The organism is Nocardioides sp., from assembly GCA_037045645.1.
Taxonomy (GTDB): Bacteria; Actinomycetota; Actinomycetes; order Propionibacteriales; family Nocardioidaceae; genus Nocardioides.
The window spans coordinates 238,625-262,464 of the sequence record JBAOIH010000001.1 but is presented as its reverse complement, the minus strand read 5'-3'; the positions used below and the strand labels follow the sequence as shown (position 1 = coordinate 262,464).

The following is a 23,840-nucleotide window of genomic DNA, read 5'->3' as shown; positions in this document are numbered from 1 at the left end:
CGAAGTGGGGTCAGATCAGTTCGCTGCTTCGAAGGCCGCGATCACGTCAGCCGAGACCCGACCACGGTCGGAGACCTCGATGCCGTTGGAGCGGGCCCAGTCGCGCACCTGGCGCGGGTTGGGACCGGTGCCGGCAGTTGTCGTACGACGAGCACGACCGCCAGCGGCCCGCGAGACCTTGCGAGCCGCGCCGACGTACGGCGCCAGCGCCTCACGCAAACGGGAGGCGTTGGCCTCGCTCAAGTCGATCTCATAGGTGACGCCGTCGAGGCCGAAGGTGATGTTCTCCGCACCTTCGGAGCCATCGATATCGTCGACGAAGATGATGTTCACACGCTGTGCCATTGGGTGGTTGCTCCAGACGTAGACAGGAAATCGGTATTGCCAAACTAGACCCTGTGCGGCGCATCATCAAATAGTGCGCTGATCCGCGTTCTTTTCGAAGACGAGTTCGAGGCCACGCAATGTCAACCAAGGGTCGTGCTCGTCGAAACTTCTACATTCACTGACCACCAGTGGCGCCAGATAGCCGGTGGCGATCACCGTCACCGTTTCACGGGGCACGCCAAGTTCGGCGATCATCCGTGTGACCAACCCGTCCACTTGTGCCGCAGTTCCGAAAAGCATTCCTGATTGGAGTGCTTCCACCGTGTTCTTGGCAATGACCGACCGGGGCCGCACCAACTCGACCCGGCGAAGTTGGGCACCGCGTCGCCCCAATGCCTCCGCAGAGATCTCGATCCCCGGAGCGATCGCGCCACCGACGAATTTGCCGTCCACGCTCACCACGTCGAACGTCGTCGCGGTGCCGAAATCGACCACGATGGCAGGACCCGTATACAAACTCGCCGCCGCCAGCGCGTTGACGATGCGATCAGAGCCCACTTCGCGCGGATTGTCCATCTGGATGGGAATCCCGGTGCGGATGCCGGGCTCGACGAAGACGTGGGCCATATCAGCAAAATGCGATGCGGCCATTTCGCGCCATTCGGCCAATACGGAAGGCACGGCGCTACAAACCGCGAATCCGGACGCGGCTTCACCCTTCAGGGTATCGAAAAGACCTCGCAACAGCAACGCCCACTCGTCGGCCGTACGCCGCTCGTCGGTCGCCACCCGCCAATGCGCCAGCACTTCGCCGCCATCGAGAAGTCCCGCCACCGTGTGGCTATTGCCGATATCGGCGCAGAAGAGAGCCATCAGCCCTCCACAAGATCCATACCGAGGTCGAACACGATCACCGAATGCGTCAGCGCTCCGACGGAGATGAAATCGACGCCGGTCTGCGCGACCTCCCGAGCACGCTCCAAGGTCAGACCACCCGAGGCCTCCAGAAGCGCTCGCCCCGCAGTGATCTCGACCGCCTCGGTCATCGTGGCTGAATCCATGTTGTCGAGCAGGATCCGTTCGCACCCGGCGTCCAACAACTCGCGCAGTTGGTCGAGATCGGTGACCTCGACCTCGACCGGCACGCCCGGGAACTCTCGGCGTACGGCCTCCAAGGCGGGCACGACTCCCCCGGCAGCGATCACATGGTTGTCCTTGACCATCGCCATGTCGGACAGGGAGAAGCGGTGGTTGACGCCTCCGCCGCACCGCACGGCGTACTTCTGCAGGGCCCGCCAGCCCGGCAGTGTCTTGCGGGTGTCGAGCACCTTGGCGTGGGTGCCCTCCAGGGCGGCCACCCAGTGCGACGTCGCGGTGGCGACGCCGGAGAGATGGCAGGCGAAGTTGAGAGCCGTACGCTCGGCTGTCAGCAGCCCGCGCGTCGGGCCGGTGACGCTGAGGACGCGGTCGCCCGCCGCCACGTGAGTGCCGTCGGCGACGCGTTCGGTGATCTCGACGTCGTCACCGAGAACGACTCGAAAGACCAGTTCGGCGACCCCGAGACCCGCGACCACACCGGGGCCGCGCGCGTTGAAGTGTCCGACGGTCCGCTGATCGGCCGGGATCGTCGCGGTGCTGGTGACGTCGACGGAGCCGCCGGGCAGGTCCTCGCTGAGGGCGTACGCGATGTGCTCGTAGACCGCGCGCGGGTCCAGGCCCGCGTCGGCGAGTTCTGCGATCAGGGGCCGCGGCAGGTCGGCAAACGGGGTCATCGGGGCTCCTTGAGCGCTTCGGTGGAGGGGTCCGTACTGGGTGCCGGCTGGAACGTGAGCCGGGGCCGACCGGCGTCGCCCATCACCACGTCGACGTGGCCGGCGAAGCGCGCATCGTCACGTTCGGGGAAGTCCTCGCGCCAGTGCGAGCCACGAGTCTCCTCACGCATTCGCGCCGCCTCGGTCAAAGCCAGCGACACCGTGATCAGGTTGGACGCCTCCCAACTCGCGGTGACTGCGGGGCCACTCACCTGAGCGAGCTTGGGCAATGAGTCGACTGTCGCGGCCAGGGATTCGGCGGATCGCAGTACGCCTGAATACAGCGTCATCTCCTGCGAGATCGCCGTACGTACGGTCCAGCCGACAATCGACTGTGGACGCGCATCGACCGCCGGTGGTGAGGCGGGGCGGATCTCGTCGGGCAGCGCGTCGGCGATCCGCCGGGAGAAGACCAGCCCTTCGAGCAACGAGTTGGAGGCGAGTCGGTTGGCGCCGTGCACACCCGAGCAGGCGACCTCACCGGTGGCGTAGAGACCGGGGACGGACGTACGCCCCCACAGGTCGGTCGCGACCCCACCTGAGGCGTAGTGCTGCGCGGGCGCCACGGGGATCAGGTCGGTCGCCGGGTCGACACCGTGCTCCAAGCAGACGCTGAGGATCGTCGGGAACCGCTTCTCCCAGAACTCCTTGCCGAGGTGGCGCGCATCGAGCCACATGTGCGGCTTGTCGGTCTCCAACATGCGACGCGTGATCGCCTTGGCGACCACGTCGCGCGGGGCGAGGTCGGCGAGTTCGTGCTGGCCTTGCATGAAGCGATCCCCGTCCCAGTCGACCAGGAACGCGCCCTCGCCTCGCACCGCCTCGGAGATCAGCGGCTGTTGACCTTGCGAGTCGGGCCCTAGATACATCACTGTCGGGTGGAACTGGACGAACTCCAGGTCACGCAGCACCGCACCGGCTCGATAGGCCACCGCCATGCCGTCACCTGTCGCCACGCGCGGGTTGGTGGTCTGTGCGAAGACCTGGCCGAGTCCTCCGCTGGCCAGCACGACGGCCCGGGCGTGGATCGCGCCGACGCCGTGCGGCTGGCCCTCGCCCATCACGTGCAGCGTGACCCCGGCAACGCCTCCGTCCTCGGCGAGCAGCAGATCGATCACCAGGGCGTGCGAGATCACCTCGATCTCGGGGGCGCGTTCGACCGCGGCGATCAACGCGCGCTGGATCTCGGCTCCGGTCGCGTCTCCCCCGGCGTGCGCGATCCGGTCGCGGTGATGGCCGCCCTCACGGGTCAGGGAGAGTTCGCCGTCAGGGTTGTGGTCGAAGTTGGCGCCCAGGGCGATGAGTTCCCGGACGGCATCGGGGCCTTCGGTGACCAGCGCGCGTACGGCCTCGACATCGCAGGCGCCTGCGCCCGCGACGAGCGTGTCGTGTTCGTGCTGATCGGGGGTGTCTCCAGGACCGAGTGCTGCGGCGATCCCGCCCTGGGCCCATTGAGTGGAGCCGGCGTTGAGTGCGTCCTTGGTGACGACCAGGATCTTGGCCTCAGGCATCGCGGCGTCCAGACGCAGCGCCGCGGTGAGCCCGGCGATGCCCGAACCCACGACCACCACGTCCGCATCGACGGTCCACCCCGGTTCGGGAGCGTGGAGGCGTTGCGGGATCTGCAGTGTGTCCATTCGGGGCACACTACTCAGAGTTGGATCTTGTCGCCCCGACTGAGCTTCGGGTCACCGAAGGTCTCGGCCGGGTCATAACCCGTGGCCATGACCTTGTTGTCGTGATCGACGAAGACGACGTGGGGCTGGAATGCCTTGGCCTCCTCGGTCTCCATCTGGGCGTACGCGATCAGGATCACGCAGTCACCTGGATGTACGAGCCGCGCCGCGGCGCCGTTGATGCCCAGCACGCCGGTGCCGCGCTCACCGGCGATCGTGTACGTCTCCAGCCGGGCACCGTTGGTGACATCGACGATGTGCACCAATTCGCCGGGCAGCAGGTCGGCGGCGTCGAGCAGATCCTCGTCGACGGTCACCGAGCCGACGTAGTGCAGGTCGGCCTGGGTGACCGTGGCGCGGTGGATCTTGCTCTTCATCATCGTGCGCAACATCTGGTTCCTCTTTCCCGAGTGGATGTGACGGTGGGCGCGGAGGCTCGACACCACCTCAGCTGCCGAAGTGCAGCGCCATGTTGTCGATCAACCGGGTGGAGCCGACCTTGGCTGCGACCAGGATCCTGCCCACGGTGGGCTGGTCGAGGTAGTCGGGCAGTTCCGACAGGTCGGTGGCACGCAGCGCGAGGTAGTCCAGTTCGAGACGGGGCTCGGCTTGAAGCACGGCCATGGCTGCCCAGCGGGCGGCAGGCAGACCGTACGGCGCCCGCGCCTGCGCGGCCTTGAGCGCGCGCGACAACGTGACCGCGACCTGACGCTGCTCGGCGTCCAGATAACGGTTGCGGCTGCTCATCGCGAGACCGTCGTCCTCGCGCATGGTCTCGGCACCCACGATCTGGATCGGGCCGCTGCGACCGGCCAGGCACAGGTCTTGGGTCATCCGACGGATCAGCGCAAGTTGTTGGTAGTCCTTCTGGCCGAAGACCGCCACGTCGGGCTGGACCAGGCCGAACAACTTGGCGACGACGGTCAGCACGCCGCGGAAGTGACCAGGCCGCGACTCCCCTTCCAAGATCTCGGCGACGGGGCCGGGCTCGACGGTGACCTGGGGTTCGCCGCCGGGATAGACCTCGTCGACACTCGGTGCGAAGACGATGTCGGCGCCGTTGTCGGCGCACAGGGCCAGGTCGGCCTCGAGCGTACGCGGGTAGCGATCGAGGTCTTCGCCCTCGCCGAACTGGAGCGGATTGACGAAGATCGAGACCACCACCGGACCATCGCCGACCTCGTCACGTGCGCGTCGGATCAGGCTGGCGTGGCCCTCGTGGAGGGCGCCCATGGTGGGGACGAAACCGAGACGCCCGGGACGGGTCAGCAGCGCCGAGAGCTCAGCCCGGGTGGACGCGAACTCCGACACTTCAGCGGACCCCGAGGCGCGTCCGCAGGGTCGCGACCGAGGCGCGCAACATGCTGCGGATCTTGGCCGCGCGGATCGGCAGCACGCGTCCGTCTGTGACGACGCGGTCGAGGGTGTTGTCGGCGAGGCTGACGTACGACTCCAGTGTGTGCGGGGCGGCCTGTGAGATCGCGTCCAGGTGCGCCGACACGGTGTTGGCATCCCCGCGCACGATCGGTCCGGTCAGCGCCGAGTCGCCGTCGCGCAGCGCGTTGTCGAGAGCCGCGGTGAGCAGGGGACGCAGGGTGTCGGCCGGGGTGATCTCGGAGTCTTCGGCACCGGCGGCCGAGAGCAGTTCCATCGCCTGGGCCACGAGGGTGACCAGGTGGTTGGCGCCGTGGGCCAGCGATGCGTGATAGAGCGTCCGGTTGGCCTCGGGCACCCACATCGGCCGACCACGCAGGTCTTTGACCAGCCGGTCGACCAGTGCGCGCTCGCCCGGCTCGGCGGTCACGCCGAAGACGCAGCCGTCGAGTCGGGGCAGGTCCACTTCGGTGCCGGTGAACGTCATCGCGGGGTGCAACGCGATCGGCTTGGCGCCGACTGCCACCGCTGGGGCGAGGACTGCCAGGCCGTGCGCGCCCGAGGTGTGGGCGACGTACTGCCCCTCTCGCAACGCGCCACTGGCGGCGAGCATCGTGACGACGTTGCCCAACATGTCATCGGGCACCGTGAGCAGCAGCAGGTCGCAGGCCTTGGCGACGGCACTGGGCTTGTCGAGAGGTACGCCCGGCAGCAACGCCTCCGCGCGGGCGCGCGAGGCATCGGACTCACCCGCGACGGCGACGATCTCGTGCCCGGCGCTGGCGAAGGCGGCAGCCAACACGGCACCCACACGGCCGGCACCGACTGCGCCGATGCGCAACGGGGTCGCGGAAGAGTTCATTGCGGTCAGACCTTTCGTTCCAGTCCACGAGGGGTACCGGACTACTTGCTGGAGCAACGCCAGCGTACGTCTGACTCGTCCCGCGCGGGAACCGCCCGCGGCAGTGGGCTGAATCACAAGCCTGGGTCACAAGCTCTGGACGAAGCAGCCTTGCGTACGACAGCCGCGATCGCGGCGGCGGCGGCCTGGAGTCTCGACTCGATCCGGGGCCGGCGCTTCGTGTGCGGGTGCGTTCGCACAGAGTCGCTCGACCTCACCGACGATCCGGATGCCGCTCTCGCGCAGCCCCTCGACGCGGCGCTGTCCCCAGGTGGCGAGCAGCGGGGAGGCCCACTCGGGCTGCGGCGCGTGGCTCGAAGCGGTGCGCTCGAGCGAGGTGAGCGCGGGTACGGCTCCTCGTGCGACGAGGTCACGACGGGTGCTGTCGTCCAGACCGGCGTCGACCAGGGCCTGGTTGACGGCCCGGATCAACTCGACCTGCTCCCACGGCAGACTGGTGTTGCTGCGCGTCGGCGGCGGGGTGAGCGTGTCCGCGGGCAGGCCGAGCATGGTCTCGAAGGTGCGCGGCAGCAGGCCGCGGTCCGCGTCATCGCTGATGATCAGCGTGAAGTTGTCGGCTCCCACGATCTGCGTCCACCGCCGGACCAGCGCTCCCGTGTCGTGGGCGTACCAGACGTTGTAACGCTCGCGGCTGAACTCCGGCGCGTGCGGATCCAGGCAGACGTCGCGGTCCGGATCGGCGAGCACCTCCTGCAACCACTCGTCGTACGGCATCGCGAGCCCAGCCTTGACCCGCTCCTGCCACTGCGACGGGAGATAGCCGCTCAACCCGCGCGCCACGGCGACCACGTGGGGCGCGGCGCCTCCGAGGTCGGTCACGATGGTGCGGATCTGGTCGGGTTCGGCGCTGCCGAAGGCCTCGTTGCTGATGCAGACGCGTCGATCGCCCGCGTTCTCGACGTCGGCGACCAATGCCTGCCAATGCTCCATCCCGTTGCCACGGGTGTCGCGGTTGAGCCGACGCAGCCCGAGCGCCCAGCCGGCCTTGCGAGCGCGCGCGCCGCGACCTGCGTACGCCACTCCGGCAGCGGCGAGGGCGTCGCGGCGCTCGTGCATCGCGGCCTGGAGGACGGTGCTGCCGGTCTTGTGCGGGCCGATGTGGATCAGCCTGGTCCCAGGCGGGAGGAGGAGACCGGGCTGCATGACGGGGACGATACCGCCGACTGCGGTGCCGATCTGACAGAGTGAGCCCATGGCCGAGCAACCCGCTGGCGAGTCCCGCCTGCCCAATGTCGCCGTGATCCTCGCCGGTGGCGTCGGCGCCCGGATCGGGCTCTCCACCCCCAAGCAACTGCTCAAGATCGCAGGCAAGCCGATCCTGGAGCACACGCTGGCGACGATCCAGGCGCACCCGTCGGTCGACGAGATCATCATCATGATGACGCCGGGCCACCTCGATGCGGTGCGCGCGATCGTCAACGGCGGGGCGTACGACAAGGTCACCCGGATCCTCGAGGGTGGCTCGACTCGCAACGAGACCACGCTGCGCGCCCTGGACGCTCTGGGGTCGGACGAGGCCAACGTGCTCTTCCACGACGCCGTACGCCCGCTGGTGTCGCCGCGGATCATCCAGGAGTGCTTCGACGCCTTGGAGACCTATCAGGCGGTCGATGTCGCGATCCCGTCGGCCGACACGATCATCGAGGTGGACGAGCAGGACCAGATCACCGACATCCCTCCGCGGGCCCGGTTGCGGCGCGGCCAGACACCGCAGGCGTTCAAGGCCAGCGTGTTGAAGCGGGCGTACGACCTGGGTATGCGCGATCCCGAATTCCAAGCGACCGACGACTGCACCGTGGTCTTGCGTTATCTGCCCGCCGTGCCGATCACGGTCGTCCACGGCGACGAGCGCAACATGAAAGTGTCGGAGCCGATCGACGTCTATCTGGTCGACAAGCTCTTTCAACTCACCGTCCACGACCGTCCCGAGACCCACGACGAGGCCGGTTATCGCGAGCTGCTCGCGGGCAAGACGATGGTGGTCTTCGGCGGCAGTTATGGCATCGGCGGCGACCTGGCCGATCTGGCCGAGAAGCACGGTGCGCGGGTCTTCCGCTTCTCCCGCTCCACGACCAACACCGACGTCGCGCGGCGCGCGGACATCGTCAGGGCGGCCGAGACCGTGATCGCCGAGGCCGGCCGGGTCGATTTCGTGGTCAACACCGCAGGCGTACTGCCGCGCTCGACGCTGGTCGAGACGTCGGAGGAGTCGATCTATGCCGCCACCGAGATCAACTATCTCGGACCGGTCTTCATCGCCCAGACCTTCTTCCCGCACCTGCGCGAGACCCAGGGATCGATGCTGCTCTACACCTCGTCGTCCTACACCCGGGGACGCTCGGGCTATTCGTTGTATTCGTCGGCCAAGGCCGCAACGGTCAACCTGACGCAGGCACTGGCCGACGAGTGGGCAGCCGACGGCGTACGCATCAACTGCGTGAACCCCGAACGCACCGCGACCCCCATGCGTACGAATGCCTTCGGCGTCGAGCCGGAAGGCTCGCTGTTGGGTTCCGAATTCGTGGCCTCGTCCTCGCTGGACGTCTTGTTGTCCTCTCAGACCGGCCACATCATCGACCTGCGCAAGGACGATCCCTTCCGCGCCGTGCTCGACGAGGGCTGATTGTCGTGGGCGAGGTCTTCGTCGTCTCGGGGGCCTTCCAGCCGGCCCGGGTCGTACGAGGGTTCGCGCTGATCGCTGCGCAGTTGCCGAACTGGCGGATGGAGTTCGTCGACGTCGGGAAACAGGCCGGTCGGATTCGGGCGGTTGCGCGCAAGACGGGGGTGCTCGATCGGGTCGCCGTGCGGGACTCAGCGCCCCGGGAGGGCCAACTCAACGGCCCGGGAGGGCCAACTCAACGCCCCGGGAGGGGCAACTCAACGTTGCGGGCGGGGGTGTTCGGGTGGCCGGTCGAGGCGATCGCGAGCGAGTTGCTCAGTCTCGCGGCAGCGGGCGGACCCGTCTCCTTAGTCCTCGTCGAGGCGCCGGGGGTCGTCACTGTGGAGATCGCGACAGCACGACCTGCCGCCGAGACGACGCCCGCGATGGCGCGGGCAGAGCTGCTCCAGCGCGCGTTGGCCGCCGCTGACTCAGCCGTTGCGTTCGTGGTGCCCGCGCGCGGCGACGCCCCGCCGATCGTGGTCGTGCCAGCGGAGTCTGGTGCGCCCGTGCTCTTCCAGTTCGGCGTCGCGGACGCGGCAGGCGTCCTGCTCACCCCACCTCGTGCCGCCGACTCGCCCGACCACCTGAGCGCGGGGGCGGACGTACGCCTGGAGCTCTGGCCGCGCGGGCTCGACGGCACGCTGCTCGCCCCTTCGGTCAACCACGTCACTCGCAAGGTGCCGACGGGCGAACGCCTCGTCGACTCGGTCGTGTCAGGGCTGCCCGTCGAGACGCTGCCGCTGCTGGCCACGCCCGCGCCGGACGCGAGTCGCTTCGAGATCGATGTCGTCTATACCTGGGTGGACGGCGAGGACCCCGAGTGGCTGGCGCGCCGCGCCCCACGGCTCGGGGTGACCAGCGACGAGCGCAGCGCCGGCGAGGCGCGCTATCGCAGTCGGGACGAACTGCGTTATTCGATGCGCAGCGTGCACCTGTTCGCGCCGTGGGTGCGTCGCATCCATCTGGTCACCGATCAGCAGGTGCCGTCCTGGCTGGCGGCCGACGAGCGGGTCAACGTGGTCGACCACCGCGACATCCTCGACGAGTCGGTGTTGCCGACCTTCAACTCACACGCGATCGAGACCGCGTTGCATCGCATCGAGGGGCTGAGCGAGCACTTCGTCTACTTCAACGACGATGTGCTGCTCGGGCGGCCGGTGACGCCCGACCTGTTCTTCTCCCCCGGCGGGCTGCCCGCGGCGTACGTCTCGCATCTCACGCTCGACCTGGAGGGCAGCGACGACCGGCCGTACGCGATGGCCGCCTTCCACAACCGGCGCCTGCTGCTGGAGCGCTTCGGCGTCGCGATCACCCACACGATGCGGCACACCCCGCATCCGCACCGGCGTTCGACGTTGGAGTTGATCGAGGCGGAGTTCCCCGACGCGATCGCGCGGACGGCCGCCGCGCCGTTCAGGGCGACCACCGACGTGTCACTGCTGTCGTCACTGGCTCAGCACTACGGACTGCTGTCGGGTCTTGCCGTGGTCGGGGACGCGGTCGACGAGTTCGTGGATCTGAGTGAGGCCAACGTGAAGCCGCGTCTCGCGGCACTTCGGGCTCGCGACTTCGACTTCCTCTGCCTGGGCGACCACCACGCGTACGCCCTGCCGATCGAGCGGGTCGACGAGATGCTGGCCGACTTCTTGACTGCCTACTACCCCGTGCGTGCGCCCTGGGAGCGGGCTTGACTCGTCTGCCGGGTCTAGGGGGAAGTTTACTGTCACCGGGTGACTGCGAACTTCCCCGTTGTTGTCGATGGGCTCGCCCCGGCGGTTGAGGAGCCGCGCGGCTAGCCTGTCCCGGTGACCGACCGCTCCGTCCTCGTCCACATCGGACCGTTCAAGACGGGCACCACGGCGATCCAGACTGTGATGCACCGCAACCGCGAAGTGCTGGACGAGCACGGGATCCACTACATGGGTGCCTCGTTGCAGCCCACGGCCGCCGTCAAGGCAGCGACCGGTCGTACGCCCGAGGGTCCCGAGCGCGACGCGGGACTGAAGAAGTGGCGCCGACTGGTGCGCAAAGCCGCCGCGCACGACAAGGTGCTCTTGTCGAGTGAGTTCCTGTGCGAGGCCGACGATGCCGCCGCCGCGTCGATCCTGGCCGACCTCGGTGTCGACGACTGCCGCGTCGTCGTCACCTTGCGACCGCTGGCCAACGTGATGACCTCCCAGTGGCAACAACACGTGCAGACCGGCGCCGGACACACCCTCGACGAGTGGCTCACGTCGGTGCTCGACGAGCCGAGCGGGGCGTACGGCGCGCGCTTCTGGCAGCGCCACCGCCACGACGTGCTGGCCGCCCGTTGGGCACGAGTGGTGGGTCCGGAACGACTGACGCTGCTGGTAGTCGATCCGCGCGAACCCACCCAGTTGACCGAGGCGTTCCTCGACATGCTCGACCTCCCGCCCGGGCTGTTGCAGCCGATCCACGACGGCGCCAACCGGTCGATGACGTGGGAGGAGATCGAGGCGATCCGGCAGTTCAACCTGCTCTTCCGCGCCGACAACGAGGCCGCCGATGCGGCCGGCGAGGCCCGCACGGTGTGGCCCGCGCTCGACCGATTGCGTACGTGGGTGCGACTCAAGCGCACCACTCCCGGACCGAGCGAGCACAAGATCGCGCTGCCGGAGGAGTACGCGCCCCGCGTCGGCGAACTCGCCGCCGAGATCGTCGCCGGGTTGCAGGCACCCGGCTATCGGGTAGTCGGGGATCTCTCGGCACTGCTCGACGTACGCACCGGCCCGCGTGGGCCCGCGCAGTTGCCGCCCGAGGTCACCGGGCGCGTGATCCACGCGGCCTGGCACCGGCACTAGTCAGGTCGCACCAGCCAAGGTGCGCGAGTGGTCACTAGGAGACGGTGAACGAGACCACGAGCGTCTCCGTGTGCCCACTCGGAATCGGGCCACGACCGGTGGGCCGTCCTCTCGGTGGTTGAGGAGCGAACGCCCGTGAGCGTCTCGAAACCACCAACGGCCGCTCCCCGGCCTCCTCAGCCACCGGGCCGGCGGCGGACCCGACGGGTTACGCGGCTCATCAGGGCACTGAGCAACTCACGACCGCCGAATCCGTCGAGCCCGTCACGCCGCTCGGCGGCGGCGGCCTCGGCGCGCATCTCGGCCTCGATCTCGGCGCGCGCCTCGGCCGCTCCCAACCGACGTCCCTCGATGCGCGCTTCCTGCACGGCGTCGTGGGCGATCGACGCGGCATCGTCGAAGAGTTCCTCGAACCGTGCCTGGCACGCATCCAGCCGGGTGGACGCGCCCGCGTCGTCGCCGCCGTGATCGGCCAGCGTGTTGAGTGCGGTCCAGATCTCGTCGGCGAGAGTGCGTACGGACTCGGGCACGTCGAGGTCGTCCCAGGTGACGCGCAACCGGCGCAGGTCGGGGTCGATGAAGTCGTCGACCGCGGTGTGATCCTGGGCGATGTCGACGGCGTACGACAGGCCCAGGCCCTCACGCAGACCTGACAGCACCGGACGCCAGTCGTCCAACATGTCGGTGTAACGCACGAAAGCGCGCGACTCGCCGCGCGTCTGGCGTTCGCTGAGCAACGAGTGGTTGATCCAGCGGACCAGGTTGAAGATCTCATAGCTGCGCCGCTGCCGAGCCTCCAGCGAGGAGGCGTAATAGGTGGCGCGAGAGCCGATCACCTCGGCCGGGTGCCGCAGCATCGTGATGAACACGATGTCGAGCCCGGCATCCTCGGCTGCGCCCTTCCACAACTGCTGGGCCCACACCGACCGCGGATCCTTGACCACAACCTGGTCGACTCCCGCCGCGTGCTTGCCCAGGAACTCGACCAGCTTGCGCCGGTCGGCCGGGCGGATCTGCGACTGCGCGGACTCGAACGCATCGGGACGGCCGTCCATGTCGTGCAGACCCGCGGCCTTGATGATCCGCTTGTGGAAGCGGACGGCCCACTTGGATTCGAAGAAACCTTTGGGGTTGGAGTCGTTGGCACCCAGGAACGGGCCGGGCACCGTGAGTCCCAGGTGGTGCAGAGTGCCCGACATCGTGCTGGTGCCACTGCGGCCGGTGCCGGTGATCAGGACCAGCCGCGTCATCGCGAGCGGCCTCGGCGCCAGGACCATTTCGACGCGGCCGGCGCCTCGGAGGCGGCGCGTTCCTCACCCGCGCGTACGCCTGCTCGTCGGGCGCGCCGAACCTTGCGCCGCCAGTGCGCGTGCGCGATCGCGACCGCGTCGGCGTGCACGTGGGCGTACTCCTCGGCGAGTGCGTCCAGAGCGGCCCGGGTCGAGTCCTGGTCCCCAGCCGACGCCAACTCGGTGATGGTCGCGTACGTCCGATCGCCCAGATCCTGCAGCGAGGCGGGCACGGCGAGCGCCGACCAGTCGGGTTCGCGTCGACGCAGCTCCCGGGTCGATGAACTCGTCGATCGGATGCGTTGACACGTCCGGCGCAGGATCGAGATGGAGATCGAGACGCGCACTCATGGTCGACAGCACGGGCCGCCAGTCGGTGAGCAGGTCGGCATACGTCACGAACGCGCGACGACTCCCCCGCGTCAACCGCTCGGTGAGCAGCACGACGTTGATCCACCCGGCGACGGCCGTGCCCTGGGGTGCGTCGTAGAACTCGCTGCGGCTCGACGAGACCTCTGCCGGATGTCGCAACATCACCACGAAGGCGGGGCTGACTCCGGCACTCTGGGCCGCCGTCACCCACAGGTCGCGAAACCACACCAGCCGCGGGTCCTTGATCACCAGCCGCGGGTGCGCGGCCAGCTCGGTCGCCAACCAGTCGGTCAGTTCGGCACCAGGTTCGGGGTCGGCGAGCACCTTGGCGAGTTCGTCGTACGCGGCGGGGTCACCGTCGAGAGTGTGTACGCAGACCCGCTCCAGCAGTCGGGTGTGGAAGTCGACCGCCCAGGCGGGCTCGTAGAAGCCGGTCGGGTTGGAGTCGTCGCCGTCGAGGGCGTCCGGCACCTGGAAGCCGGTGCGCGCCAGCGCGCCCGCCATCGTGCTCGTACCGCTGCGGCCAGGTCCGAGGACGAGGACCAGTTCACGTCCCTGCGAAGTCACTGCGTCGCCCACGCGGGCAAGCCTCTCACGCGTGCACCTGCTGGGCGGCCAGGACCAACTCGGCCAGCCTGCGTGCCGCCCCACCGTCGACGTGTGGGAGTCGGGTCGTGCGGAATCGCTGCCAGTCACCAGCGGCACGCTGCGCCGGAGCCCAGAGGTCAGCCACGGAGTCGAGGAGGTCGGCGGTCGACAAGCGCGGCCCTGGCAGCGTCGCCGCGTGTCCTTGCCCGAACAGCAGGATCGGCAGCCCGGCCGCCGCAGCATCGAGGCGGACGTCGGTGCGGCCCACGAGGGCGAGGTCGGCTGCGGCGATCGCCAGCGCCGGGTCTGGCGTGCGTGCCAGGCAGCACAACGGCAGGTGCGCGACCGGCGCGGTGGTCATCAACACGTGATCGGCTGGCAGCCGGGCTGCCAGGCGGGCGTACGGCAACGGCTCGTCACCCTCCCTCGCGATCGCGAGCACCACCCGCTGATCGGCGGAGATGCCCAGAGCCGTACGCACCTGCGTCCGAAGGTCCGCGTCGCCTGCTCGATCGTGTCGCGGCCAGCCCAGAGCGCGCGAGGTCACACCGAGATCGCGATGCAGCACCTCGTCGGCCCAATCTCCGGGGGTGATCACCTGATCCCATCGACTGGCCGCTTCCAGGACCGCGGCGGAATCGTCGTCCGCCATTACGCCGGCGCTCCATTCGGGGGCGCCGACGTCGAGCAATGGGTAGTCGTCGAGCAGCTGGATCACCTGCTGCCACGGCGGCGATGCCTGGACACGCGGCTGGGGTCGATCGACCACGAGACAGCGGATCGATCCCCGCAGCCGGTGCCACTGTGGCGAGTTGATCAGCACCCCGGTGACGCCGCTGGGAACGGGCGCCGACAGGTCACGGATGCCCGCGTAGACGGGCAGGTCGGCGTCGAGTCCGCGCATCACCGGGGCGAGGGCGGCGGCGTCACCCGTATGCGCGCCGTGCGCGTTGCTGATCAGGACGCCGTCGACCGGACGCTCCCCCGGCTGGGCCTGGCGGAGTTGGTGGAACCTGCTGCGCAGATCACCGAGCGGTCGGCGCAGGTTGAGGCGCAGCGCGCCGCCGCTCTTCCAGCTGACGATGACGTCCTGCGTACGGTCGGGCACATCAGGCAGCGCGAGCGGGAGCGAGTCGGCGTACGACTTGTCGGGCAGGGCCATCACCTCGATCGGCTCGACCCCTTCACCGTGCAGGACGGCCCGCAGGCCGTGCATGCCGGTCGGGAGCGCCAGCTCGCCGCCGAGATCCGAGCGCCACACCAGCGGGATCGTGACCTCGAACCGGTCGCCGACAACGGGTGCCGGGACGAGTTCGCCCCAGCCGGTGCCGTGCCTGCTGCCGATCAAGAGGGTGGCGCCCTGCCCGCCGACGAGACGACCGCGTACGACCACGGCGCGAGCCCCGCTGCGCTCGACATCGTGCACCAGCACCTGGGGGCCGTCGCCGGTCTCCGACTCCGGAACCGGCTCCGGATCGAATCGCACCTCCAACGGCCACCTCTCGCGCCACTCGGTCACGAACCGCCCGCCACCGTGGGCGACCTCACGTGGCCACGTGAACCTCGCCTCACCCGCGCTCAGCGGGTGACGGGCACGGAGCGCGCCCGACTCGACGCGTACCCACAACGTCCACGAGTCGGTCTCGGTGAGACCGTCCAAAGGCAAGTGGGCATCGAACCGGCCCCGCGCATAGTCGCGGATCGGGTCTTCGTACGGTGCCGGTGTCGGTGCCAGGCGTACGGCCGGAGCCGCCACTTCGGCCACCACCGCACCGGTCTGGTCGACGGCTTCGACGACGACCCGATGCGGGGCGCCGCTGCCGAGGTCGAGTGTGCGCAGGTACGCCCAGCCCCCGACCTCCAGGGTGTTCGCGACGAAACGCAACCGGTCGACCGACTGCGCGACGGTGAGCTGTTCGGGGCGGCGTACGAACAACGACTCGGCGAGATCGGGGTCGTCGAGCCCGGGAAGGCGCACCAACAGCCCGTCCTCTCGCGTCTCGGTCGGCCAAGGACCAGGGACCGTCGGGTCGGTCGCAGTGAGCGCGAGGAGGTCGTCTCGGCGCCCGAGCATGGTCAGGCGTACGAGCACCCGTTGCCCGGGGGACGTGGCTCGCCAGACGTCGTCGGTGGCCTCGGCGGCCAGTCGTTGCACCGTCGGCTGGAGCAACTCCCAGAAGTCGTCGTCGGCGACCGCGGGATCGCCGACATACCAGATGAAGTGCGCCTCGAAGAGAGTCGCCAGCCAGTCCTGATAGAGCTCGGGGTGCTCGGCGAGCAGCACCTCTCGCGACACGTCCCACGCCTCGATGCGGTGCTGGAGGTCGCGCAGCGTGCCGCGCTGCTGGCTGATCGACGAACGGTCTTCGCGGCGACGCCAGCGATAGACCAGGTCGGGGATGACGTCGAGGGTGCGTGCTCGCGCCAGCAGTTGCGTAACGATCGGCTGATCCTCGTACGCGACCCCCTCGCGGAACCACAGATCCTGGGCCTGCCAGAAATCGCGGTGGTAGACCTTGTTCCAGGTGTAGAGATTGCGCAGCACCGCCGGGAAGTCGCGCGCGGTCGTGCGCAGACGGGGGATGTCGTGGACCCCTTCAACCCAGGTAGGGGTCCAGGCTCCGTCGCTGTCGAAGCGTTCGGGAGCACCGACCACCAGGTCCGAGCCGGTTCGACGCGCCGTCTCCAGCAGGCGCTCGAAGGCCTTCGGTGGCAGCACATCGTCGGAGTCCACGAAGGTGAGCCACTCTCCCACCGCCTCCCGGATGCCGGTATTGCGCGCCGCTCCGAGACCGCCGTTGGGGCGGTCGATGACGCGGACGTGTGGGTGCTCGGCGGCGTAGCGATCCGCGATCGCACGCGAGCCGTCGCGCGAGCCGTCGTCGACGAGCAGGATCTCCAGGTCGGTGAAGGTCTGCGCCAGCAGCGAGTCGAGGCAGTCGGCCAGGTAGTCCTCTACGCCGTAGAACGGCACGATCACGCTCAACGCCGGGGGTGGCTGCGACGGCGGGGGCTCGTCGTGACCACGCGCCAACCGGTCACGCAACCGCCCGACCAGACTCACAAGTCCCACCCGGCGTCGGTGCTGATCAGGGCACCCACCAGGAACTCGGCAGCGGCAGCCGAGGACAGCCGGGGCTCGTCGGCAGCATCGCCGTGGGTGAGCGCCGACAGTGCCTGGATGTTCCCCGAAACATCCGCCCGCCTGGCTGCCAGCAGCGCGGCCAGGCGTGCTCCTGCTGTCGCGAGTTCGTCCGCCAGATCGGCCGGGAAGGGGTGGTCGCCCTGGCTGCGATCGGCGTCGACGCTCAGCAGGTGCCCGACGACGCCGTCGCGTACGTGACGCGCCCAGCGCTCATCAGGCCAGTCCTGCGAGGCACGGTTGAGTTGTCGTACGCCTTCTGCTTCCGGCCAGGTCAGCAAGGTGCGCCCGTCGCCGACAGCGAAGAGATCGACGACCTCGATCTCGACCGCCTTCCCCAGGACGCGTCGCCACCCACGCTTCGACAGCGCGTTCTCGACGCGTTGCGTCTGCTCCGCCAGGGCGGTTCGTGGGTGCTGCTCGAGCCACTGCGCCCACGGTGTCTCGCCACGCTCCAACAGATGCTGCTGCCAGCTCTCGACGAGGAGCTGCCAGGGCGCGAGCACCTGCACCCGCACGGTCTCCGCGGGCACCGTCGGTCCGGGGGGGATGCGCGGCATCGGTCGCTTCTTCGACCGTAGATACAGCAGGCGAACCTTGGGACGGGCGACCTTGTCCGCGATGCTGGTCACCGCGATGACCGGCGTCTGTACGCGCACCGTCGGCCGGCTGGCATCGAGTGGAGCAGGTCCGGTCCGATCCGGGCGCAGCCAGTCGAGTTCGCCGACCACCCGCACGCCCAAGTCGGTGAGATCGGCGATCTCGCGCTCGGCGATCTCGTCCACCTGATCTTGATGCTGCGAGAGCATCGCCATCCGCCCGCTCAGCGGATCCTTCGGCAGGTGCCGGATCGCTGGCACCACGCCCCACCGCAGGTAGCGCGGCAGGATCTTGCGCCGCCACCCGTTGTCTCGCACGTGTGCGCAGACCAAACGCAGCATCTCGGCCTCGCCGTAGCCCAAGGATCGGCTGTCCGCGTCGGCAGAGGCCGTCAGCAGACCAACCGGAAGGCCGACAAGTCGCTCCATCACCCGCAGCAGCCAGTCGTGGTCGGTCTCGTCCACGACCACCGCCGTGACGCGGTCGGCACCGAAGTGCTCGACCCATCGCTGCGTCGCCGCACCATAGGACTGCCGACGCCAAAAGCCCATCCGCTCGCGCGAGAGGATCTCGTCCAGCCACGGGCCATAGGGCGTCTCGTGGATCCCGGACGAGACGATCTGCTGCCAATAGGAAGGCAGTTGGCGGTCGTACCTGCGCAGCATCCGCACCACATGCACGCGTTCGGGATCGAGGTCTCGGGCGATTCGCGCGATCTGCGCAGGCGTCGCAGCCGCGAAGTATTCCGAACTGATCACCGTACGCATCGAGTCGTCGACCGCGCGGACTTCGGCCACCAGCGCCTCCCACGCCGCGATCGACGGCGTGGGCCGTCCGGGTTGCCCCGACTTCTCCGTCACCGCGATCGCGGGTTCGTACGCCTGTCGTGTCTCACCCGCGTAATGGACGCCGTGAGCCGCCAACTCCGACCGCAACTGATGCATCGCGACCTGCAGCGCACTGGATCCGGTCTTCGGAGGCCCGATGTGCAGCAACCGGGTGCCCTCGGGCAGCAGCAGGTCGGCCGCGGACATCAACGAACCCGGATCCGGCGCGCCAGGCGGGCGCCGAGGTGGCGGACGAGGTCACCGACGGAGGCATCCTCGACAGTCGGCACCTCCGCGATCCGCCGACGCTCGCGCTCCGCGACCAGGCGGTGGCGAAGGCCTGCCTCCAGGTCGCCGATGCGCCGGTCGGCGGGCGCCTTCCGGGCAGGCGTCTCGGCGGCGATCTTGACCAGGCCGGCCGCCAATCGGGCCACCACGTCGGCGGGCACGGCCACGTCGGCGGGCAGGTCGCCGACGTCCTTGGCCAGTGCCGGATCGCCCAGGATGTCGAGGTCACCGATGACGCCGACGCCGGTCGTACGGATCCGCTCGACCATCGACGCGCCGAGCTCGGCGGCCCGGTCGACGGCCCACTGCGGCGTGGTCAGTTTGAGTTCGCCGGGTTCGGGGCGGCGCTCTTGCAGGAAGCGGACCGACCCGAAGCGTACGAACCGGGTGTAGTCGGTCGCCGACCAGTCACGAGACAGAAACTCCCGATTGAACGCGACCAGCAACTCGATCTCGGGCCAGGTGAGCGACCGATTGGCGCCCAGTTGCGGCGAGGTGATCGTGCCCGGCTCGACACCGAGGAGTTGGGCGAAGGCGTTGACGATGCCGGAGTGGTCGCGGTCGTCGACCGCGACGACGGTGATCCGGTCGGCACCGATCGCGTCGACCCAGCGTTGCACCAACTCGTCATGGCGGTGCCGGTGCCAGAAGCTCGGCGTCTGGTCGGTGGTGTCCGCGTGGTTGAGGATCTGGTCGAGCCACCCGGCGTACCCCAGGTCGTCGTCGTAGGCCAGCGACCGCCGGTTCTGCATGTATTGCTGCCACTGCGACCCCAGGATGCGTACGAGCGGGCGCAGCGTGATCACGACGTGCACGTTGTCGCCGCCCAGGTCGGCAAGCAGCGTCGGGATCCGGTCGGGTGGCGTCTCGGAATAGAACTCGCTGCTGAGCACACTGATCCGGGCGTTCTCGGTGCGCACCTCCTCGACCAGAGCACGCCACTTGTCGTCGCCGGTGCCCTGCGTGGTGGTCGGCAGGTGGTGTCCGGTCGAGGCGGCCATGGCAGCGGCCATCGAGTGTGCCTTCTCGCCCGCGTAGTGCACGCCGTACGCCTTCAGCGACTCCCGCGAGGCATGCATCGCCCCTTGCACGGTGGTGGTGCCGGTCTTGTGCGGACCGATGTGCAGCAGCACGCTGCCGTCAGGCAGTGCCAGCTCGGGACGGGTCATGACGACCGCCTCCCCGTCGCGCGGGTGAGCAGGGCCTTGGCCAGCCCACGGCTGGAGGTGTCGGCGAGCGGTCGGCCGGGCTCCAGTGGCGTCTCGCCCACCTGCTCGGCCCCCCACTGCTCCACCAGATCGAGCACCGCGGCCACTGCGGCGCCCCCTTCGGCGGCTGTCCAGTGCGTACGCCGGGCATCCCCGGGCTGCGCGTCGAGCCAGCCACGAAGACCCTCGATCAGGTCATCGACCAGGCCCTGCTCCAGGCCGGGAACGCCCACGAGTTGGGCTCGGATCAGGTCGGCCAGGTGGCCGTCGTCAAGTCGCCGGTCGGCTGGGTCGGTCACCACCAACGCCTCTCGTCGTGACGGGTCGCCATCGCTGGCATCCTAGCCCGCCTGGTCGTGCTCGAACGCCGGGCCGCCCGGTCGTCCCGGCCCGAAGAAGGCAGCCACCACCCGCTGTGCGGCGTGGCCGTCCATCAGGTAGTTGTAGCGCTCCTGGAAGGCCGCGAGATCATCTCGATACTTCGCCTCCAGCGCGGGCAGGTCGCGCAGGGCGGCGATCACCTGGTCGGTGGTGTCGAGCAGCGGCCCGGGAGCCGACTCCGTGAACGGATAGAGGAAGCCGCGTACGTCTGAGGTGTAGATCTTGAGGTCGGGCACCAGGAAGACCATCGGGCGCATCGTCAGTGCGAAGTCGAAGCGAAGCGAGGAGTAGTCGAGCACGGCGGCATCGGAGGCCAGGATCAGGTCGTTGATCTCGGGATAGGTCGTGACGTCGATCAGTCGGGCATTGCCCGCCGGACGGGCGGCCTCCTGGTGGAACCGGTGACCGCGCAGCAGCAGCACATAGTCGTCACCGAGCGCGGCACTGGCCTTGCCCAGATCCAGGTGAGTCACCAGCTCGGCGGTCAGCCAGCGCGACGTCGCGTCGTCGCGCCACGTCGGGGCATAGAGCACCACCTTCTGGTGGTCGGCGATGCCCAGCGCCTTGCGCGCCTCGGCCCGACGGCGTACGGCTCGCTCGCCCACCAGTGCGTCGGCGCGCGGATATCCCTGGTTGTGGATCTCCCCCTCGTAGCGATATTCGCGCCGGTAGTACTGGTCCATCTCCGGGCTGGGGGTGAGGATCAGGTCCCAGTCGCCCGACGTACGCGCCAACTCCAGCGCGAGGCGGCGCGGGGTGTAGTCCTTGCCCTCCCACATGCCGATGCCCATCGACTTGGCGGGATAGCCGTGGAAGGTCTGGAGCACACGCTGGCCCGGCTTGGGTGAGAACCAGCGCTCGAAGTCGACGTTCATCACCAGGTGGGCGGCCGAGCCGATCGCCTCGTACCAGTCGCGGCTGTGCAGCACGACCGGACGGGCACCCTCGGGCACCCACGAGGAGTAGTCGGCGATCCCCCAGACGAGTTCGAGTTCGGGGTGGCTGTGCCGCAGTTCCTCGTGGATCGCCAGTTGGCTGTCAGTGGCGCTCTGTCCCTGATAGGCCTGCAGATAGACCCGGCGGGGATCGATCGCGAGGTCGGACGAGAGCGCCCATTCGCGCAGCCGCTCCTGGCCGTAGGGCCCGAAGTCCTCGACCGCGATCGGCTGCTGGATCCGTACGCCCGCCTCGGCGTTGCCCAGGCAGTTGACCGACAGTCGGATCCGCTCGCTGCTCCAGGTCGCGTACGCCGGCTCGTACGCCGAAGGCAGCAACGCCGCCCGACCACGACCGGCAGTCGTGCGTACGGTCACCAGGTAGCGACCAGGTGGGGCGAAGACCTCCCTGCCCCACGGGGTGCGCAGCAAGGAGACTCGCGCTCGCCAACCGTCGTCGGTCGACTCGACCGGCTCCGCGGCGAGCGTGTGGGCGCCGTCGACCAGGGTCACCTCGACTCCCGCGGGCGCGTGGCCCATCGGCCAGCGGCCCTCGATCACGATCTCGGTCTCTGCGAAGACGAAGCGTTCGACCTCGAGCAGGTCCCGGGTCTCGACCAGCGCACCCGCACCCAGTGGGGAACGACGCAGTATGAGCGGTCCTGGCTGCGTGGTGGTCTCCGGCACGCAGTCCTCCAGGATCCAGTGACTCTGACCACGGGCGGATGCGGGGACGGTGACCTCGAACGAGCGCTGGCCGCCGGTCCCGTTCAACGCCACCTTGACCACTCGATCGAGTTGGGTGAGGCGCAGTTCGGTGATGGCGCGGTCGTCTACCGCCACCGTGCCGGTGAATCGGCGACCGTCGAGGCGGGCCTGGGTCAACCGCACACCTGGATCGGGCAGAGCCGCAATCGTGACCAGACCCGCCTCGTCGAGTGCGGGCACCTGGCCTCGGCGCAGGATGCCGATGAGCACACCACCGGACTCCTGCCCGCGCACCGGCCGCGGAGCCAACTGCTCTCCCGCGAGCAGCCCGGCCGCACTGCGGTCGTCGACTCGGGCGATGCCACCAACCCGGGAGATCTGTCCCTCGGGCGTCGTGATCGTGAGTCGGATCTCCAGGTCGAAGCCGGTCACGTCACCAGGGCGGGCGACGGCGGCAACCGCTCGCGGATCGACCGTGACCCGGCAGGCGCCCGGGTGGGAGTCCTGGAACCGCCGGCGACTCTGCTCGTTCGCATCCGGATCGTCGAGCGGGGTCACCGTCAAGGGCACCCTGGCATCCCCGCCCACCTGCACGAGGAACGCCTCGATCTCGGGGCGCTCGTCCAGGTGTACGAAGTCGATCCGAGTCAGCAGATCGAGCTCGATCAGGTCACCGCGCCACGCCGCGCCGCGGACGATGACCTGCAGGGTGACCTCACCCTCGGACATCTCGAAGCAACTACGCGGCACCGTGGGGTCTTCGACGAACGGCAGTTGCGCGATGACCGTGTCGCCGACCAGGTGAGTCGGCGTCTCGCCGCGTTGGAACCAGCGCGCTTGGTTGTAGTCCTCCAGGTCGGTACGACGGCCTTCTCGCAACAGCCAGAGTTTGACCTTGGAACTGGCGCGCAGTTGCGGCCAGACGGACGCTCCGGCCTGTTCGAGCAGTTCGATCGCAAGGGCACGCAGCGACTCCCATTCGGTGTCGTCGGCGCGCTCGACATCATCGAGGAAGGGCTGAATCGAGATGTCGAGGACACCCACCAGCCAGGCATCCTGAGCCTGGGGTACGCCCAACTCCGCCACTTCGTCGGCCAGCCTGCGCTGATCTCGGGCGAACTGCGGCAACTCGGCGAGGAAGCGTTCCATCCTGCCGACCGAGGCGCCGTCCTTGCGACCGGTCGGTAGATAGACCATCCGGTCGAGGAAGTCGAAGGTTCGCGCCGCCTTGTAGGAAGCCAGGGCGAGGTCACGATCCTGCTTGGCGTCACCGGTGAACGCCAGCCCGGCGCGCTGCCACAGGTCGCGCCGCAGAAGTCGGTTGCCCACCCCGAGGTCGAGCACCGCACTCGGAACGGTTGCCAGAGTCGCACCGAAGCTGCGCTCGCGGCGCCCCACGCGTACGGCCGCGTCACCGGTCACCGAGGCCGAGGCGACCTGCCCGATAGCGCCTACCGCCTGGTCTGAGCCGGTCCGTTCGAGGGCGGCCACCAGGGTGGGGATCGCGTGCGGCGGCAGGTTGTCACCACCGTTGACGAACTGCAGATAACGACCCCGGGCCTGACCGGCGCCGGCGTTGCGCGCGGCGCCGCGATCACCCGCCACCGGGTCGAGCAGCCGGATCCGCCAGTCGGCCTGCTCCTGCTCCGCAGCCGACGCGGTCACCTCGTTCGCGCGCCCGTACGGCACGACGAGCACTTCGAGATTGCGGTGCCCCGACGCGCGGAGGTCCGCCAGCATCGGGCCGATCTTGGTGGTCTCGTCGTCGCTCACGGCGAGGACGACGCTTACCAGCGGTCCGCGGAACTCCTTGCGGAAACGTCGCGACGCCCTGCCGGCCCAACTACGCGTACCCGGGGGGAGTGCGCGTCCGGTGACTCGCAGGACGGACCCGACCCGATCTCTCAA

18 protein-coding genes are annotated in these 23,840 nt (G+C 68.9%); 3 read left to right on the top strand and 15 right to left on the bottom strand.

Features of this window, described 5'->3' with window-relative positions:
- Positions 1-15: 15 nt before the first annotated feature.
- The 8 genes from V9G04_01275 to V9G04_01240 all read right to left on the bottom strand — a co-directional run bounded on the left by V9G04_01275 (position 16) and on the right by V9G04_01240 (position 7,253).
- Entirely contained in the window at positions 16-345 is a 330-nt protein-coding gene (locus tag V9G04_01275; protein MEI2711944.1) for an Lsr2 family protein, read from the bottom strand.
- 66 nt (positions 346-411) lie between these two features.
- Positions 412-1,200, bottom strand: a complete 789-nt coding sequence (locus V9G04_01270; GenBank protein ID MEI2711943.1) for a type III pantothenate kinase — start codon at positions 1,198-1,200, stop codon at positions 412-414.
- Positions 1,200-2,099 (bottom strand): carboxylating nicotinate-nucleotide diphosphorylase, encoded by a 900-nt coding sequence (gene nadC / locus V9G04_01265; protein MEI2711942.1) that lies wholly within the window; start codon positions 2,097-2,099, stop codon positions 1,200-1,202. Before nadC ends, V9G04_01270 begins: the two co-directional genes overlap by 1 nt.
- Positions 2,096-3,775: an L-aspartate oxidase gene (locus tag V9G04_01260; GenBank protein MEI2711941.1), complete on the bottom strand. Its 1,680-nt coding sequence runs from the start codon at positions 3,773-3,775 to the stop codon at positions 2,096-2,098. Before V9G04_01260 ends, nadC begins: the two co-directional genes overlap by 4 nt.
- 14 nt (positions 3,776-3,789) lie before the next feature.
- The gene (panD, locus tag V9G04_01255) at positions 3,790-4,206 is read right to left on the bottom strand and encodes an aspartate 1-decarboxylase (GenBank protein ID MEI2711940.1); all 417 of its coding nucleotides are present in this window, start codon (positions 4,204-4,206) and stop codon (positions 3,790-3,792) included.
- A 55-nt stretch (positions 4,207-4,261) separates the two neighbouring features.
- A complete protein-coding gene (gene panC / locus V9G04_01250; GenBank protein ID MEI2711939.1) occupies positions 4,262-5,125 on the bottom strand; it encodes a pantoate--beta-alanine ligase in 864 nt (287 codons plus the stop codon).
- Position 5,126: 1 nt separating this feature from the next.
- Positions 5,127-6,050: a DUF2520 domain-containing protein gene (locus V9G04_01245; GenBank protein ID MEI2711938.1), complete on the bottom strand. Its 924-nt coding sequence runs from the start codon at positions 6,048-6,050 to the stop codon at positions 5,127-5,129.
- 126 nt (positions 6,051-6,176) lie between these two features.
- Entirely contained in the window at positions 6,177-7,253 is a 1,077-nt protein-coding gene (locus V9G04_01240; GenBank protein ID MEI2711937.1) for a hypothetical protein, read from the bottom strand.
- A 49-nt stretch (positions 7,254-7,302) separates the two neighbouring features.
- On the opposite strand from V9G04_01240, the gene ispD reads away from it, so the two are divergent.
- The 3 genes from ispD (at position 7,303) to V9G04_01225 (ending at position 11,594) form a co-directional block, all read left to right on the top strand.
- The gene (ispD, locus tag V9G04_01235) at positions 7,303-8,733 is read left to right on the top strand and encodes a 2-C-methyl-D-erythritol 4-phosphate cytidylyltransferase (GenBank protein MEI2711936.1); all 1,431 of its coding nucleotides are present in this window, start codon (positions 7,303-7,305) and stop codon (positions 8,731-8,733) included.
- 5 nt (positions 8,734-8,738) lie between these two features.
- A complete protein-coding gene (locus V9G04_01230; GenBank protein MEI2711935.1) occupies positions 8,739-10,463 on the top strand; it encodes a stealth family protein in 1,725 nt (574 codons plus the stop codon).
- A gap of 114 nt (positions 10,464-10,577) precedes the next feature.
- Positions 10,578-11,594: a hypothetical protein gene (locus V9G04_01225; protein MEI2711934.1), complete on the top strand. Its 1,017-nt coding sequence runs from the start codon at positions 10,578-10,580 to the stop codon at positions 11,592-11,594.
- Positions 11,595-11,770: 176 nt separating this feature from the next.
- On the opposite strand, the gene V9G04_01220 is transcribed toward V9G04_01225, so the two are convergent.
- The 7 genes from V9G04_01220 to V9G04_01190 form a co-directional block, all read right to left on the bottom strand.
- Positions 11,771-12,844 (bottom strand): sulfotransferase, encoded by a 1,074-nt coding sequence (locus V9G04_01220; protein MEI2711933.1) that lies wholly within the window; start codon positions 12,842-12,844, stop codon positions 11,771-11,773.
- A gap of 63 nt (positions 12,845-12,907) precedes the next feature.
- Positions 12,908-13,834 (bottom strand): hypothetical protein, encoded by a 927-nt coding sequence (locus tag V9G04_01215; GenBank protein ID MEI2711932.1) that lies wholly within the window; start codon positions 13,832-13,834, stop codon positions 12,908-12,910.
- 13 nt (positions 13,835-13,847) lie between these two features.
- The gene (locus V9G04_01210) at positions 13,848-16,916 is read right to left on the bottom strand and encodes a glycosyltransferase (GenBank protein MEI2711931.1); all 3,069 of its coding nucleotides are present in this window, start codon (positions 16,914-16,916) and stop codon (positions 13,848-13,850) included.
- The gene (locus tag V9G04_01205; protein MEI2711930.1) at positions 16,904-18,619 is read right to left on the bottom strand and encodes a hypothetical protein; all 1,716 of its coding nucleotides are present in this window, start codon (positions 18,617-18,619) and stop codon (positions 16,904-16,906) included. The genes V9G04_01210 and V9G04_01205 overlap by 13 nt, the downstream gene beginning before the upstream one ends.
- Positions 18,619-19,869, bottom strand: a complete 1,251-nt coding sequence (locus tag V9G04_01200; GenBank protein MEI2711929.1) for a hypothetical protein — start codon at positions 19,867-19,869, stop codon at positions 18,619-18,621. Before V9G04_01200 ends, V9G04_01205 begins: the two co-directional genes overlap by 1 nt.
- Positions 19,866-20,207, bottom strand: a complete 342-nt coding sequence (locus V9G04_01195) for a hypothetical protein (GenBank protein MEI2711928.1) — start codon at positions 20,205-20,207, stop codon at positions 19,866-19,868. The genes V9G04_01200 and V9G04_01195 overlap by 4 nt, the downstream gene beginning before the upstream one ends.
- Before the next feature lie 42 nt (positions 20,208-20,249).
- Entirely contained in the window at positions 20,250-23,705 is a 3,456-nt protein-coding gene (locus V9G04_01190; GenBank protein MEI2711927.1) for a CDP-glycerol glycerophosphotransferase family protein, read from the bottom strand.
- Positions 23,706-23,840 lie beyond the last annotated feature (135 nt).

Excerpts from the sequence above, each read along its gene's own strand:
- nadC (MEI2711942.1), bottom strand. The coding sequence starts at position 2,099 with ATGACCCCGTTTGCCGACCTGCCGCGGCCCCTGATCGCAGAACTCGCC.
- V9G04_01200 (MEI2711929.1), bottom strand. The coding sequence starts at position 19,869 with ATGACCCGTCCCGAGCTGGCACTGCCTGACGGCAGCGTGCTGCTGCAC.
- V9G04_01260 (MEI2711941.1), bottom strand. The coding sequence starts at position 3,775 with ATGGACACACTGCAGATCCCGCAACGCCTCCACGCTCCCGAACCGGGG.
- V9G04_01275 (MEI2711944.1), bottom strand. The coding sequence starts at position 345 with ATGGCACAGCGTGTGAACATCATCTTCGTCGACGATATCGATGGCTCC.
- V9G04_01245 (MEI2711938.1), bottom strand. The coding sequence starts at position 6,050 with ATGAACTCTTCCGCGACCCCGTTGCGCATCGGCGCAGTCGGTGCCGGC.
- V9G04_01240 (MEI2711937.1), bottom strand. The coding sequence starts at position 7,253 with ATGCAGCCCGGTCTCCTCCTCCCGCCTGGGACCAGGCTGATCCACATC.
- V9G04_01220 (MEI2711933.1), bottom strand. The coding sequence starts at position 12,844 with ATGACGCGGCTGGTCCTGATCACCGGCACCGGCCGCAGTGGCACCAGC.
- V9G04_01205 (MEI2711930.1), bottom strand. The coding sequence starts at position 18,619 with ATGTCCGCGGCCGACCTGCTGCTGCCCGAGGGCACCCGGTTGCTGCAC.
- V9G04_01270 (MEI2711943.1), bottom strand. The coding sequence starts at position 1,200 with ATGGCTCTCTTCTGCGCCGATATCGGCAATAGCCACACGGTGGCGGGA.
- ispD (MEI2711936.1), top strand. The coding sequence starts at position 7,303 with ATGGCCGAGCAACCCGCTGGCGAGTCCCGCCTGCCCAATGTCGCCGTG.
- panD (MEI2711940.1), bottom strand. The coding sequence starts at position 4,206 with ATGTTGCGCACGATGATGAAGAGCAAGATCCACCGCGCCACGGTCACC.